This window comes from Phaeobacter sp. CC-HEC084 (assembly GCF_059429255.1).
Genome location: NZ_JCAIJQ010000004.1, coordinates 104,571 through 118,408 on the forward strand (window position 1 = coordinate 104,571; position 13,838 = coordinate 118,408).

Genomic DNA, 13,838 nt, shown 5'->3' on the forward strand with positions numbered 1-13,838 from the left:
GCGGATTACTTGTCGTCAGCCGGAGTTTTACTGCCCAGCGACAGGGTATGCTCTCGCAGCCAAGCCATGAAGCCGCGCGGATCGCTGTGCAACCGCTCCATCTGCGCATCCGTCAGCGGCTCTCCGACCACTGGCGCCTGCGGCTTGTTGCAGGAGCGCACGATTTCATGCAGCAGCAGCCCCTGACGCAGGATCGGAGAGATCCGGCAGGCAATCTGATACCAGCGCGAATTCGACCCCGGGAAGAAGATCGGAACCACACGCGCGCCAGAACGGCGGATCAGCTGCGCGGTGAACACGTTCCACTCCTGCTCGATAGCAGGGCCAAACCAGCTGTCCGACGACATCACCACCCCCGAGGGGAACAGCGCCACAACGCCGCCTTCCTTCAGATGGGCCATGGTCTTGGCTCGCATTTCCACCATCTTGCGCTGCGCTTCAGGGTCATGGGGGAACGGCACCGGGATCATGAAGGAGGTCGCCGCCTCATCAAGCCCCGTCAGGACCGAGCGCGTCAGAATTCGGTAATCAAGCCGGATGCGACCAATCAGGTCAGCAAAGATCATGCCATCGACCATTCCGTGCGGGTGGTTCGCCACGATCACAACCGGACCTTCGGCGGGAATGTTGCGGATCTGCTCTTCGGGCGTAAGCAGATCGATCCCCATCACGTTCAACGCGCCGCGCCAGAATTTCTGGCCGCGGTACTGGGCGTTCTGCTTTTCGAACTTCTTGACCATGCGCAGAATGGTCAGCTTGCCGGTGAACCATTCGATGGCGCGGATGGCAAGCGAGGTCCAGCGGTCGTCAAAGGAATTGGCATAGGTCAGGGTGCGCCGGTCATAGACCTCGCCCGTCTCCGACTCTGCCTTCAGGCCGCCGTCATGGTCATGCGCCGTATCCGCCACTTTGCCCTTCCCGTCTTCCACAGGTGCTTGTGCCCTTCAGTATCCTTCGCCGAATTTGTCGGCGACAAGAGCCTCCAAAGCCTCTGCCAGAGCCTCTGCGTCCGGCCCCGAAGTATCGACGTCAATAGTCGTTCCTTTCGAGGCTGCCAACATCAAAAGCCCCATGATACTGTCGCCGGAAGCTGACAGACCGTCCTTTGAAACCTCAGCCGTGGCATCAAAGCCTTCGACCACTTCGACCAGCTTTGCGGAGGCACGCGCATGCAGGCCTTTTTCATTTATGATCTTCAGCGTTTTAACTGCCATTGAAGTGTCTTACTCCCCTGCGGGGTTAATGTTCTGCGAGTTGATATACTTGCGCCCCGCCTCCATCGCCTGGCGCACGGCATCGGCAACAGGCAAATGGCGGGATTTTGCCAGCTTGATCAGCATCGGAAGATTGGCACCGTAAAGGATGCGCCGATCCGTGGGCGCACAGGCCCGTAGGCTGAGATTGGACGGAGAGCCACCAAACAGGTCTGTAACGATCACAACGCCATCGCCGGTGTCCACATCGTCGGCGGCAATACAAATTTCGCGCTGTTTGTCGTCACGGTCATCGTCAGGTGCAATGGTAATCGCACGCAGGTTCGGCTGCTCGCCAACCACATGCTCAACGGCGGCCAGATACTCTCTGGCCAGCCCCCCATGCGCGACAATAACAATCCCGATCAACCCGGCCTCTCCGTTCCGCTGTTAGCGCTGCAGCTCGCGATGTCTAATTGACACCTGCTGCCCGTCTTCCGCAAGGGTCTTAGCCAGGGTTTCTGCCAGGGTCACCGAACGATGTTGCCCACCGGTACAGCCAAAGGCGATGGAGAGATGCGATTTCCCTTCGCTGCGAAAGGCGGGTAACAAAAAACGGACCATATCCACCACCCGCGCCATGAACCCGTCGTACAGCGGGTCCTGTTTCACATAGTCCTGAACCGCAGCGTCGCGGCCATTCAGCGACCGCAGTGCCTCTTCCCAATAGGGGTTTGCCAGGAACCGGCAATCAAAGACCAGATCGACGCTGCGCGGCACACCGCGTTTGTAGGAAAAACTTTGTACGGACAGGGCCAGCGACCGCCCATCCGGCGCGAACCAATGTTCAATCTCGGCCTTCAGCTGGTGCACATTCATTTCGGAGGTGTCGAGCAGCATATCCGCGCGTTCGCGAATTGGCGCCATCAGGTCCTGCTCCCGCGCCACGCCAACCTCGGGCGTTTCTGCCGGGGCCAGTGGGTGCCTGCGCCGTGTTTCCGAATAACGCCGCAGCAGGACGCCGGGGCGGGCATCCAGATAGAGAACCGTCAGTTCGGCGTCCTGCCGCGCCGCCAGCATTTCAATCATGTCGAGAAGGGCACCCGGCGCAAAATCCCGATTGCGGCTGTCCAGCCCCAGCGCCATTGGCGCGCTCACCCCTGCCGCCTCGATCAGGATCGGCAGCAGCCGCAGCGGCAAGTTGTCAATCGCCTCGAACCCCAGATCCTCCAGCACATTGATCGCCGTGGTGCGCCCGGCGCCGGACGGACCGGTGACCAGAACGATCGGCTGTGCATCGGGATCGACGTCAGGCATCAGGGTTCAGGGCTCCACATTTCAGATACTGCAACAGGGCCGGAGCGAAATGCGTTGCCTCCACGCGGTGTATCACGGGAAGATCCAGCCCCAGCATCGTTTCGACAGACTGGGCCGGAAGCCGCCCGCCTGCAAGCCGGTCCAAGTCCACAATGGCACAGACAGCCGCCTGAGCGGTGTTTTCCGCGTGCAGGATGCCCAGACCGCGCGCTTCGATCAGGCCTGCCGTTGCCTTGGGCGGCCGCGCCACGACGGATCCATCATTGAGCGTGAGCAAAACCCGGTCGTCCGCGACCAGCTGCGCTCCATAGGCCATCAGTTGCAGGGACAGCGCCGATTTCCCACTGCCGGAAGCCCCCCGGATCAGGAGGCCCCGCCCGTCAAGCGCTACACAGGAGGCATGTATACAGTGGCTGAGGTCCTGCACCATCACAGGACCATCACAAGAGGATCACACCGGCAGGCCGACCACAAACCTTGCACCCAGCGGTTCAGAGGTGATGTCGGCTTCGGTCGGGCGGATATTCTCGGCCCAGATCACACCACCATGAGCTTCGACGATCTGCTTTGAAATCGCCAGTCCAAGGCCGGAGTTATTGCCAAAATGCTCTTCCGGGCGCTGTGAGTAGAAGCGTTTGAAAATGTTCGATAGCGCCTGTTCGGGAATGCCCGGGCCGGTGTCCTCGACCACAATCAGCACCCGATTGGCCCGGCGTCGCGCCCAGACACGGATCGCATCGCCGTCCTCGCAAAAGGAAATCGCATTGGTGATCAGGTTGACGAACACCTGCGCCAGACGTGCCTCAAGTCCCTGAAGCATTATCGGTTGCGGCGGCAAGTCGGCGATATAGTCGATCCCTTTGGAGCGGGCATCTTCGCCAAGGAACTGGTTGAGATTGCCCAGCATGGTCAGGAGGTCGAATTCTTCTTCTTCTTCCTTGACCAGTTCGGCATCCAGTCGGGAAGCATTCGAGATATCGCTCACCAGCCGGTCAAGGCGGCGCACGTCGTGTTCGATCACTTCCATAAGCTTCTCCCGTTGGTCTTCGCGCTTTACCATCCGCAAGGTCCCGACTGCAGATTGCAGACTCGCCAAGGGATTCTTGATCTCGTGTGCCACATCAGCTGCAAATTGTTCGTTACTATCGATGCGACTGTAGAGCGCTTTTACCATTCCGCGCAGCGCCCGGCTGAGACGACCAATCTCGTCAGGCCGTGCAGACAGGTCCGGGATACGTACCCGGCCGGGGTGACTTTTTCGGGCATCACGGTCGCGCCCGCTTTCCGCAGCCTCTGCCAGATCGGCAAGAGGATTGGCTATGGTCGAAGCCAGAACCAGGCTGAGACCGACGGAAACCAGCAGCGCCACGACGAACATCTGCAACACGCGCTCGCGCTCACCACGCACCAGCGCGTCGATTTCCCCGATGGGAGAGGCCAGGGCCACCACTCCGATGACCTGTCCGTTGTGAAGAATCGGGGCTGCCGCCGAGAAGACCGTACCCCCCCTGGTATCTACGGCAGTATCAACTGTTGCTCCGGCGCCAAGGGTGTGCTCCGCCAACCGGCCCAATTGCGCCTCGAGCGTAAGCCCCGCATCGGCGGTGTTTTCCCCGGATTTGAACACACTGCCCGCCGCCGACCACAGCGCCGACAGCCCGTCGGAGATCAGAGTTTTACCCTTTTGATTTTCATTCAAAGCATTCAGCGCATCCGAGCGAGCAACGCCTGTGACGCTGGCGATCAGGGTGCCACTGGCATCGAATACCATGGCTTCGACCCCGCCCCGCAGGCTGATGCCGGACAGGGTGCCCTCGGCATCGATGCCGTCACCGGTGGCAAAGCTGACGCCGCCCACCGCAGGCAATTCAGCTTCGAACACATTTGCGATCAGGGTTGCTTCGGACACTAGCGCGCCCGCCTTTTGGCGAACCAGGCTCTGCCGCGAGGAGTTAAGGTAGAGAATCCCAGCGACAAGGATGATCAGTGCGATCAGGTTGAAGGTGATGATTTTCCGTGTCAAAGGCGAGCCTTTGAGCGAAAATACCCCGCGGCTGGCCCGGCGCACCTGCATCTCTTCCGTCACGGTTTGCTCTGGAGCGACCCAATCGTCGCCCAGAACCACATCCTCACCGGATGGTGGCGGTGTGCTGCCGGTATCGCGCATATCCCCCTGCCTCCCCAAACCGGATCTGACTCTTACTCTTCGTTGTAGCGGTAACCGATCCCATACAGCGTCTCGATCGCCGCAAAGTCGGAATCCGCGCTGCGCATCTTTTTGCGCAGGCGTTTGATGTGGCTATCGATGGTGCGGTCATCCACATAGACCTGATCGTCATAGGCCACATCCATCAGCTGATCGCGGCTTTTGACGAAACCGGGCCGCTGGGCCAGCGCCTGCAGCAGGAGGAACTCGGTCACGGTGAGCGAGACATCCTTGCCCTTCCAGCTGACCGCATGACGCAGCGGGTCCATACGTAGGTTGCCGCGCTCCATGACCTTGGTCTCTGTAACCGCAGCGCCTTCTACCGCGTCGCCGTTGATTGCTTCCTGGCGCCGCAGCAGGGCACGGATGCGTTCGACCAGCAGGCGTTGCGAAAACGGTTTCTTGACGTAGTCATCCGCCCCCATGCGCAGACCGAGAACCTCGTCGATCTCATCGTCCTTGGAGGTGAGGAAGATCACCGGCATCTGCGATTTCTGCCGCAGACGCTGCAGCAGATCCATGCCGTCCATGCGCGGCATCTTGATGTCCAGCACGGCCATATCCGGAAGCTTCTTGTTAAAAGCATCCAGGGCGGCCTGACCGTCGTTGTAGGTTTCGACCTCGAACCCTTCTGCCTCCAGCGTCATAGCCACCGAAGTCAGGATGTTTCTGTCGTCGTCCACCAAAGCAATCTTTGACATTGAATGCGCCCCTAAATCACTGCTCAGCTTTTCGCTTTTTACATTCCTTAATCGCCCTTCTCAGGCTGCGAATCAATCCCCATTGGCGAATCACGGCACCTTTGGGCCGCAATTAAGGCAAAAATGTCTTAGCACTCACTGAAGAAAGCGCTTCCTTTTGGCGACAAAAAAAATGGTTGCGCTAAACGTTCACTTGATGGCGCTAACTGCGCCAAAGCGTCCTGTTCACCGTGTAAAACGTCATGTTAAGACCCGGCTCACCGGTGTCGCTACCGGTGAATTGCCCCACGGCGCGGCTTTAGATGTATGCGGCTTCAAGCAGCCGCCACAGGAGAAAGAACACATGGCATCAGGACGGGTGAACCCACAATTCCGCCTCGAAGATCAAGGTATCGAGGGTCTGGGCAATGTCCATTACAACCTGATGGAGCCCGCGCTGATCGAAGCGGCGCTGAAACGGGATGAAGGCACACTGGGCAACGGCGGCGCCTTTCTCGTGACCACCGGCAAATTCACCGGTCGCTCCCCCAAGGACAAGCACGTGGTCAAGACCGAAGCGGTTGCAGACACCATCTGGTGGGAAAACAACGCCGAGATGAGCCCCGAAGGCTTTGACGCGCTTTATGCCGACATGCTGGAGCACATGAAGGGTCGCGACTACTTCGTGCAGGATCTGGTTGGCGGTGCGGACCCCGCCCACGCGATCAACGTGCGCATGGTGACCGAACTTGCCTGGCACAGCCTGTTCATCCGCCACCTGCTGCGCCGTCCCGACCGCGAGGATCTGGACGAGTTCATGGCAGATTTCACCATCATCAACTGCCCCAGCTTCCAGGCTGACCCGGCCAAGCACAACTGCCGCAGCGAAACCGTGATCGCGCTGAACTTCGACAAGAAGCTGATCCTGATCGGCGGCACCGAATACGCGGGCGAGAACAAGAAATCGGTCTTCACCCTGCTGAACTACCTGCTGCCCGAAAAAGGCATCATGCCGATGCACTGCTCGGCCAACCACGCCAAGGGTAACCCGGTGGATGCGGCCGTGTTCTTTGGCCTGTCCGGCACCGGCAAGACCACCCTGTCCGCCGACCCGGACCGTGTGCTGATCGGTGATGACGAACATGGCTGGGCCGACAACGGAACCTTCAATTTTGAGGGCGGCTGCTATGCCAAGACCATCAACCTGAACCCCGAGGCAGAGCCGGAAATCTACGCCACCACCGAGAAATTCGGCACCGTGATCGAAAACATGGTCTTCGATCCCGAGACCTTTGAGCTCGACTTCGACGATGACAGCCTGACCGCCAACATGCGCTGCGCCTATCCGCTGGAGTACATCTCCAACGCATCCAGCACCGCCCGCGGTGGTCACCCCAAGAACATCATCATGCTGACCTGCGATGCCTTCGGTGTGCTGCCTCCGATTGCACGTCTGACCCCGGCGCAGGCGATGTATCACTTCCTTTCGGGCTTCACCTCCAAGGTGGCCGGCACCGAGCGCGGCGTGACCGAGCCGGAGCCGACCTTCTCCACCTGCTTTGGCGCGCCCTTCATGCCGCGCCGCCCCGAGGTCTACGGCAACCTGCTGCGTGACAAGATCGCCCAGCATGGCGCAACCTGCTGGCTGGTGAACACTGGCTGGACCGGTGGTGCCTATGGCATCGGTTCGCGGATGCCGATCAAGGCGACCCGCGGCCTGCTGACTGCCGCGCTGGACGGCTCGCTGGCAGAAGTCGAGTTCCGCAAGGACAGCAACTTTGGCTTTGACGTGCCGGTCGCCGTGCCCGGCGTTGCCGAAGTTCTGCTGGACCCGCGCCGCACTTGGGACGATCAGGACGCCTACGACAAGCAGGCCGCCAAACTGGTTCAGATGTTCGCAGACAACTTCGAACAGTATCTGCCCTACATCGACGAAGATGTGAAAGCCGCCGCAATCGGCTAAACTATTTCGTCAGATCAAACGAAAAACCCGGCCATTGGCCGGGTTTTTTGTATCACTAGAGGTCCGGAGCCTAGATCAGCCCTGCGAAATGCGTCCTTCGACCATGTCGCGGACCTTCACCGCATAACGATCCGTCATGCCCGAGACGAAATCGCCGAGCGAATGCAGCGCGGTATACTCATCCGTTACCCCGCGCAGGTCCAGATCGACGGCCCGGATCAGTTTCGCCCAATAGCCATGCCGCGCCTTCAGCGCCTCGACGTTCCAGCCGCAGGCCTTCAAATCCTCATAGAGCCCGCTGAAGTGATCCAGAAGCCCATGCAGCACCTGACGGCCGGAAATCTCGAGCTCGGTCTTGCGCCGCGCGGTAAAGATGCGGGCGTTCGAAATTTCTTTCAGCTTGGCAAAGGCGTCCGCCTTGGTGGACACCTCCATCAGCCCGTCGCTGAACTCCCCCATCATGATGGCATCATAGTTGGCCATGAAGGCCTCGACCGCGCTTTCGATGGCGGCCCCGATAGCCATGGCCCGTAGCATTCCGACACGGTCCCGCAGGGGCATAGCGGCATCTTCGGGATGGTTCGCCTTGCCGGTGATATCTTCCAGAATGCCCGCCACCAGATCGCTGTCCAGATCGCCCACCGTGGCGGCATCCTCGATATCCAGAATGCGGTAGCAGATGTCATCCGCCGCCTCGACGAGGAAGGCAAGCGGATGGCGCCGCCAGACCTGCGCCGCTCCCGTGCCGTCCGAGGGCAGGCCCAGCGCCGTTGCAGCCTCGGCGAATAGATCGCGTTCAGATTGGAAGACGCCGAATTTCTTCAGGCCCACGTAGTTCCCCGAGGACAGCGCCTTGGCCTCTGCCGTGCAAGGGTATTTGGAAAAGGCCCCAAGGGTCGCATAGGACAGGCGCATGCCGCCTTCGCGCTGGCCCATCTCCAGCCGGGCAACGATACGAAAGCCCTGCGCGTTACCCTCGAATGCTTCGAACTCGGGCCGCACTTCGGCGGGCACTCCGGCAGCAAGGCCGGTGCCGCTGGCGAACTGGCGCGCGAACCACTCGCCGATGCTGTCCTCGCCGGAATGACCAAAGGGCGGGTTGCCGATGTCATGCACCAAACAGGCCGCCTGCACCACGCCTGCCATCACATGCTGCTGCCCTTCGGCCAGACTGCCGCGTTCAACCAGTTTCTGCCCCACCTGAATGCCAAGGGAGCGCCCCACGCTGGAGGTTTCCATGCTGTGGATCATCCGGTGATGCACGTGGTCATGGGAATGCAGCGGATGCACCTGCGTCTTTTGCGCAAGACGGCGAAACGGTTCGGAAAACAGGATACGGTCGTAATCCTGCAAATAGGCGGGGCGGCCCGGCTTTTCCTCAAAATCGGGTCGGCACAAACGCCCCGGGTTCAACAACCTGTCCCATTCCATCGCCATGTGCTGCGCTCCTGCCCTGTGCCTCTTTGGCATGGGTTAAACGGAAACTGGTGCGGAAATGCAATCACCTCAGCGCGGAGAGATACCCGTCTTCTCCAGCTTGTGCTCGGGCTCCACGTGGATGTTCACCTTTGCCTCTGGCAACTCGGCCCGGATCGCGTCCTCTACCCGGTCGCAGATGTCATGGGCCGCACGCACCGTCATCATGCCCGCAACCACCATATGAAATTCCACGAACAAAGCTGTGCCCGCCCGGCGCGTCTTTAGCCCGTGCACCTGCAGGGCACCTTCTGCAGAGCGGTGGATGATTTCCTCGATCTCCTCCCGCTCGTCCGGCGGAGCAGCCGAATCCATCAAGCCGTTGACCGAGGAGGCCACCACTCCATAGCCCTCGCGCAGGATATTGACCGCCACGATCAGCGCCAGCGCCGGATCCAGCCAGCTCCACCCTGTCCACAGTGCCAGACCAAGGCCGAACAAAACCCCAACCGACGTCCAGACATCACTCATCAGGTGACGCCCGCCTGCCACCAGAGCCGGAGACCGCAACGCCCCACCCCGCCCGATCAGCAGGCGCGCCCAGAGCAGGTTGACCACCATCGCGACAGCGTTGATCCAAAGACCTGCCATTCCCCAATCAGCGGGCGCGATAGGCCGCATTAATGCATAGATCGACTGCTCAAGGATCAGGAAGGCAGCGATGATGATCATGATGCCTTCGGCAACGGCCGAAAAATATTCCGCCTTGTGGTGCCCGAACGGGTGGCCCGCATCCGCAGGACGGCTTGCATAGCGCACCGCAAGCCACGCCAGGAATGCACCGCCCACATTCACCAGGGACTCAAGAGCATCGGAAAATAGCGCAATGGACCCGGTGACCCACCAGGCGACAAGCTTGAGCGCCAGAACAATCAAGGAGATCGCGATTGATCCAAGCGCAAGCTGGCTTGCATTCAGACGGTTGCCCATGTCGGTCTTCCTGCCCCTGCTTGTAGTCTTCAGGCCCGGATCTGTCTAATCAACGGATACTGATCACAGCATCAGCGCGCGGCGGAGCAAATTCAACCCCGCAACCAGCAGGACGAACAGCGTCAGACGGCGGAAGGCAACCTGATCGATACGATCATGCAGACGTCCGCCGATCCACATGCCCATCATCGCAGGCAGGATCAGTGCCACCGAAAACGGCGCGGTTTCAGCCCGCATGACACCCGAGCCGATGTGCCCCGCCAACAGGGCGACCGCCCCCATGCCGTAGATCACACCCTGCACACGGATTTGCTCGTTCTTTTCCGTGCCAAGGGCGGTCAGATAGGCCACCGTCGGCGGCCCCCAGATGCCCGACATGCCGCCGATCAGCCCGGCAAAGCCGCCCACCAGCACTTCGGACCGGGGCGTGGGCCTGGCGAGTGTCAGCTGCTTGCCCATCAGCTGTGTCAGGGCGAACAGCGATACCGGCACGCCGATAATCAGCAGCATCACCTGCTGCGGCAGAACCCGCACCAGCTGGGCACTGGTCAGAAGAAACACCAGCCCCACCAGAAGGAACAGCCGGAAGCGTTTCAAGGACTGAACCGCTGCGGCAAAGCCGTGCCGAAAGGCCTGCATTCCGTTGGTCACAACCGTCGGCAGGATCAGCCCCGCCAGCGCGATTTCCGGCGGCATGAACATGCTGAGCCCGGAGACGAGAATCATCGGCATAGCAAAACCGACCATTCCCTTGACCGTGCCGGCCACCAACGCAACGGCAAAGGCCGCCGCCAGTTCAGACGGTGTGAAAGCGGAAAAAAGACTTGTCATGCCTCTTCATAGCGATAGCTCCAAACCGCTGCACCAGCAAAATAAAGACGAAATTTTTGGTCGATATGCCGCATCGCGGCGTATTTTTATTGCGCTGCACATGCGAAATGTTTACCACCAAGCGACCGAAGAAGGATGTGACTCATGGCCCACGACGGACAGGACTTGCAAATGAAGCCGACTGTACTCCCCGACCTGCTCTCGCTGACCGCAGCGACGCTTGGCCCGCTTGACCAGCTGCTGGAGGCCGCCCGCAGCGCGGTCCGCGATCTGGTCACAGCCGATGGCCGCGTTTCCGGCGCACTGGTAGAGCAGCACCAGACCGCCGCCCACGGGCTGTCCTGGCTTGCCACCTATGTCTACAGCCTGCGCCAGATGCAGAACTGGGCGGGCCGGATGCAATCCGAGGGCAAGTTCAACGAAATGGAGCAGCTGATCCACCAGATCGCCTTTGGCGAATACCTGGCGCAGATGCGCGGCGGCATCCAGATGAACCAGGGTGAGATCATCCGCCTGAACGATCTGGGACTGGACGCCTCGGCCCAAAGCCTGCTGGACAGCGCAGAAATCACCACCCTGTGCCAGGCTGGCAACTCCGCTGCCGCCCGCACCCGTCTGGTCGAACTGATGCAGGAGCAGGCTGGGTCTGTCATGTTCGGCGCCTCGGGCCTTGATGAAGAACTGGAGATGATCCGCGACCAGTTCCGTCGCTACGCGCTGGAAAAGGTCGAGCCCTTTGCTCACGAATGGCACCTCAAGGATGAGCTGATCCCGATCGAGATTATCAACGAGTTGGCCGAGATGGGCGTCTTTGGCCTGACCATCCCTGAGGAATTTGGTGGCTTCGGACTGTCCAAGGCGTCGATGTGCGTGGTCTCCGAAGAACTGTCGCGCGGTTATATCGGCGTCGGCAGCCTTGGCACCCGCTCTGAAATCGCGGCCGAGCTGATCATCGCCGGCGGCACGGATGAGCAGAAAGCGAACTGGCTGCCCAAGATCGCCAGCGCCGAAATCCTGCCCACGGCCGTCTTTACCGAGCCGAACACCGGGTCGGACCTTGGCTCGCTGCGCACCCGAGCGGTGAAGAACGCCGATGGCGATTACGAGGTTACCGGCAACAAGACCTGGATCACCCATGCGGCCCGGACCCATGTGATGACCCTGCTGGCACGCACCAACCCCGACACCACCGATCACCGCGGCCTGTCGATGTTCCTGGCGGAAAAAACGCCCGGCACTGATGAGAACCCCTTCCCGACCGAAGGCATGACCGGCGGCGAGATCGAGGTTCTGGGCTATCGCGGCATGAAGGAATACGAACTTGGCTTTGACGGCTTCAAGGTCAAGGGCGAGAACCTTCTGGGCGGCGAAGAGGGCAAAGGCTTCAAACAGCTGATGGAGACCTTTGAAAGCGCCCGCATCCAGACCGCAGCCCGCGCCATCGGCGTGGCACAATCGGCGCTGGATATCGCGATGCAATATGCACAGGACCGCAAGCAGTTCGGCAAATCCCTGATCAACTTCCCACGCGTGTCGTCGAAACTGGCAATGATGGCGGTGGAGATCATGGTTGCCCGCCAGCTGACCTATTTCTCGGCCTGGGAAAAGGACAACGGCCACCGCTGCGACCTTGAGGCCGGCATGGCCAAACTGCTGGGCGCCCGTGTCGCCTGGGCGGCAGCGGACAACGGTCTGCAGATCCACGGCGGCAACGGCTTCGCGCTGGAGTACAAGATCTCCCGCGTGCTGTGTGACGCCCGGATCCTGAACATCTTCGAAGGGGCCGCCGAAATTCAGGCGCAGGTCATCGCCCGCCGACTGCTGGCCTGACCCCCCTTCACACCTATCACTCCCCGGGGACATCCCCGACTGGCCCGGCCTTGTGCCGGGCCTCTTTTTTATTGAGGTAACGGCTCCCGGCAGACGGTGTTCCTCTGGATCACCGCCGCATGGCCCCCATGAAGTGACCCACTTGGTTACCGGTCGGCGCTGGTGTCCCACGGCAATCTGTCCTACCACGCGACGAACCTAGCCCCCCGTCGGTTGAAGACCCGCAAAAATTGACCGCGGATTGCTGCTCTGATTGAATACGAAGAAGGCTGCCCTATGCCCGTTTCCCATTTCACAAAAATGATTTCATGGCCCGCCCGTCTGGTACCGGTCCTGCTGGTTGCCCTAACTGCCTGCGCCGGGGACGAAACCCTGTCGGCCTATGGTGCAGCGGGCAAGACATGGCGGCTGAGCCAGATTGATGGCGCGCCCTTCAGCGCCGCCGCGACGCTGGAATTCCCCGCCCCCGGCAAGATCGCGGGACAGGCGCCCTGCAACGCTTACCGCGCCGAATCCACCGCACCCTACCCCTGGTTTGATGCCACAGGCCTATCATCGACCCGCAAGGTTTGCCCCGAATTGCTGGAAGAGACCCGCTTCCTTGAGGCGCTGCAAACCATGGGCGAGGCCGAAGTCACCGGCAACGTGCTGATCCTGCGCAACGGGTCAGGCCGCGAGATGCTGTTCAAGGCCGACGGCTGATCAGATCCACCAGCCGCCCGCGCGCCTCGGGCAGCGGGCGGTTGCCCAAGGCCCGCGCCAGATGGCTTTCGAGGAAATAACCAGTGGTGCGCAGGGCAATCGCGATCTCGGGATCCTCTGCCGCCCCCTGCCCCAAAAGCACCGGTGGCAGCGGCAACAAACGGTCCGCCCAATCCCCTGCCCCCGCCGCCGACACCGCGCGCCCGGTTTTGGGCGAGACATAGACCAGCCCCTCCTCTGCCCCGGTGACGGCGCAGGCCGTCAGATCCAGGCCAAAGCCCATCTCCTCCAGCAGCGCCACCTCCCAATGCAGATAGGCCAGCGGCCAGAGGTCTTCTTGATCGAGAAGATCCAAGAGTTGTTCGGTCCGCGCGTATAGCGCCGGGTAGGCTTCGCGTTCCGGCAGACAAAAGGACAGAAGCGCTGTCACCGCATTAAGGCCCGCCAGCGCCTGCCGTCCGGACAGGGCCGCCGCCGCGCGGCTGCGCAGGGGTTCAGCCTGATAACTGCCCAAATGTTCCTCAAGCCGCGCGCGCCAAGTCAGATCCAGCTGCGCCCCCGGCTGCAGGATCGGCGCCATCCGCCGCCCGGCCCCGCCGCGCACGACCCCGGCATGGCGCCCGTGCCCTTCGGTGAAGACATCGATGATGGCGGCGCTTTCCCCGTGGCGGCGCACGGTCAGCAATATGCCGTGGTCACGCCAGTCCATC

Annotated in this window: 14 protein-coding genes; 3 read left to right on the forward strand and 11 right to left on the reverse strand. The window is 61.1% G+C overall.

The genetic code is table 11. The annotated features are described in order from the left end of the window. Positions 1-5 precede the first annotated feature (5 nt). Genes AC5SSZ_RS14420 through AC5SSZ_RS14450 form a run of 7 tightly spaced genes read right to left on the reverse strand, consistent with a single transcriptional unit; the run spans position 6 to position 5,417 of the window. Positions 6-908, reverse strand: coding sequence for a lysophospholipid acyltransferase family protein (locus tag AC5SSZ_RS14420; RefSeq protein ID WP_274835481.1), 903 nt, complete (start codon positions 906-908; stop codon positions 6-8). 36 nt (positions 909-944) lie between these two features. Further along, complete coding sequence (locus AC5SSZ_RS14425; protein WP_065271509.1) at positions 945-1,214, reverse strand: HPr family phosphocarrier protein; 270 nt, start codon at positions 1,212-1,214, stop codon at positions 945-947. A gap of 9 nt (positions 1,215-1,223) precedes the next feature. Beyond that, positions 1,224-1,622, reverse strand: a complete 399-nt coding sequence (locus tag AC5SSZ_RS14430) for a PTS sugar transporter subunit IIA (protein WP_065271510.1) — start codon at positions 1,620-1,622, stop codon at positions 1,224-1,226. A 21-nt stretch (positions 1,623-1,643) separates the two neighbouring features. After that, a complete protein-coding gene (gene rapZ, locus AC5SSZ_RS14435) occupies positions 1,644-2,510 on the reverse strand; it encodes an RNase adapter RapZ (protein ID WP_274835482.1) in 867 nt (288 codons plus the stop codon). Continuing rightward, complete coding sequence (locus AC5SSZ_RS14440; protein WP_495438474.1) at positions 2,503-2,940, reverse strand: HPr kinase/phosphorylase; 438 nt, start codon at positions 2,938-2,940, stop codon at positions 2,503-2,505. The genes rapZ and AC5SSZ_RS14440 overlap by 8 nt, the downstream gene beginning before the upstream one ends. Positions 2,941-2,961: 21 nt before the next feature. Then, a complete protein-coding gene (locus tag AC5SSZ_RS14445; protein ID WP_065271512.1) occupies positions 2,962-4,677 on the reverse strand; it encodes a sensor histidine kinase in 1,716 nt (571 codons plus the stop codon). Positions 4,678-4,709: 32 nt separating this feature from the next. After that, positions 4,710-5,417 (reverse strand): response regulator transcription factor, encoded by a 708-nt coding sequence (locus tag AC5SSZ_RS14450; protein WP_065271513.1) that lies wholly within the window; start codon positions 5,415-5,417, stop codon positions 4,710-4,712. Between the two features lie 343 nt (positions 5,418-5,760). On the opposite strand from AC5SSZ_RS14450, the gene AC5SSZ_RS14455 reads away from it, so the two are divergent. Then, positions 5,761-7,359, forward strand: a complete 1,599-nt coding sequence (locus AC5SSZ_RS14455; RefSeq protein ID WP_274833362.1) for a phosphoenolpyruvate carboxykinase — start codon at positions 5,761-5,763, stop codon at positions 7,357-7,359. 75 nt (positions 7,360-7,434) lie between these two features. Here AC5SSZ_RS14455 and dgt read toward each other — a convergent pair whose 3' ends face one another. From dgt to AC5SSZ_RS14470, 3 genes are all read right to left on the reverse strand, one after another. Further along, complete coding sequence (dgt, locus tag AC5SSZ_RS14460) at positions 7,435-8,790, reverse strand: dGTP triphosphohydrolase (RefSeq protein WP_495438835.1); 1,356 nt, start codon at positions 8,788-8,790, stop codon at positions 7,435-7,437. A 75-nt stretch (positions 8,791-8,865) separates the two neighbouring features. Then, positions 8,866-9,765, reverse strand: a complete 900-nt coding sequence (locus AC5SSZ_RS14465) for a cation diffusion facilitator family transporter (RefSeq protein ID WP_495438477.1) — start codon at positions 9,763-9,765, stop codon at positions 8,866-8,868. Between the two features lie 63 nt (positions 9,766-9,828). Beyond that, positions 9,829-10,596, reverse strand: coding sequence for a sulfite exporter TauE/SafE family protein (locus AC5SSZ_RS14470; protein ID WP_495438479.1), 768 nt, complete (start codon positions 10,594-10,596; stop codon positions 9,829-9,831). Between the two features lie 144 nt (positions 10,597-10,740). On the opposite strand from AC5SSZ_RS14470, the gene AC5SSZ_RS14475 reads away from it, so the two are divergent. Both AC5SSZ_RS14475 and AC5SSZ_RS14480 read left to right on the forward strand, forming a co-directional pair. Beyond that, the gene (locus AC5SSZ_RS14475) at positions 10,741-12,426 is read left to right on the forward strand and encodes an acyl-CoA dehydrogenase family protein (protein ID WP_495438481.1); all 1,686 of its coding nucleotides are present in this window, start codon (positions 10,741-10,743) and stop codon (positions 12,424-12,426) included. 276 nt (positions 12,427-12,702) lie between these two features. Next, complete coding sequence (locus AC5SSZ_RS14480) at positions 12,703-13,128, forward strand: META domain-containing protein (protein ID WP_495438483.1); 426 nt, start codon at positions 12,703-12,705, stop codon at positions 13,126-13,128. Here AC5SSZ_RS14480 and recO read toward each other — a convergent pair. After that, positions 13,112-13,837: a DNA repair protein RecO gene (gene recO / locus AC5SSZ_RS14485; protein ID WP_274835487.1), complete on the reverse strand. Its 726-nt coding sequence runs from the start codon at positions 13,835-13,837 to the stop codon at positions 13,112-13,114. The genes AC5SSZ_RS14480 and recO overlap by 17 nt on opposite strands. Position 13,838: the final 1 nt, after the last annotated feature.